At 58.7% G+C, this 995-nt stretch carries 1 pseudogene; it reads right to left on the bottom strand.

Features of this window, described 5'->3' with window-relative positions:
• Positions 1-50 precede the first annotated feature (50 nt).
• A pseudogene (locus IAE37_RS28575) lies at positions 51-923 on the bottom strand (integrase domain-containing protein); the annotation flags it as partial.
• Positions 924-995: the final 72 nt, after the last annotated feature.

The raw sequence follows: 995 nt of genomic DNA, 5'->3' as shown, positions 1-995 counted from the left end.
TCAGTGGATGCCGGCCTGACTTACGCAAGGTGAGTTGGGCGGACGCTTACACATTGGCCGCCGTTGATAGGCGTGGGGTGTTGAGTGATTTGCTCATAGCGCTCACATGCGTAGGCCGCTCGTAGCTCATGGAAGCCTTTGAGATTGTGTGTATGCAGGATGTCCCGCGCAGGACGGATGATTTCTTGCAGAACCTGTAGGTAGCTTTCGTCTGGCGCAATTAGGTTGCGGCTACCCGCAGGCGACACCTGCCGCGCAAACCCAAGCGCACCACGAATATGATCATCCACCGTAATCCACCGAGGTGCCGAGGCACCGGCGCGGCCACCTTTGCTGCCGTCCTGGATGTTGATCTTGCCGCAGGCTTCAGCCTCGCGGCTTAGCCGTGGCAGATCAGCCAAGGTGGCTTCACGCAAGCGCATGCCGGTGGCTCGCGCCAACAAAACAATCGCGGCGGCTCGTAGTTGTTGTTGGTCGCAAAGCGCATCAACGATCTGCTTAACCTGTTCGCGGTCTTGGCCCTGTGGCACAGACTGTCGAACCCCGGTGCGCTGCATGCCCAACGCTTTGCTCGGACTGGGCAATGTCACGCACTGATCACCGCGAAGCGCCGCCATGGTCCTGTTAACGCTGGATAGCCGATTTTGTGCGGTGCTGACAGCGAGATCATCGCGCTTAACCATGTCGCGCAGATACGCTGCATAGTCGGCCAACACCTTTCGATCTATCTGCCGCGCATCATTGATGCCGGGCCCCTGTTCGGAGCGACACCATTTGACGAATGCTTGCCACCGATCACCGTGCGCTTTAACCGTGCCGTAATGGCCACCGCCAAACATGTCTTTCAGCGCCTGCGGCCCTGCGTAGCTCAATTGCCTGCCGTAGCCGAAATTGCGGCCATCCCGCCTACTTACCAATGCCATGTCGATCACCTCATCGCCTGTTCTCCGATCCTCGCCCCACGTCATCCCGCCAAGAATGCTGAGTGTTATCAG

This window comes from Pseudomonas sp. S31 (genome assembly GCF_016648105.1).
Classification (GTDB): domain Bacteria; phylum Pseudomonadota; class Gammaproteobacteria; order Pseudomonadales; family Pseudomonadaceae; genus Aquipseudomonas.
This window is presented reverse-complemented; position numbering and strand designations above follow the sequence as displayed.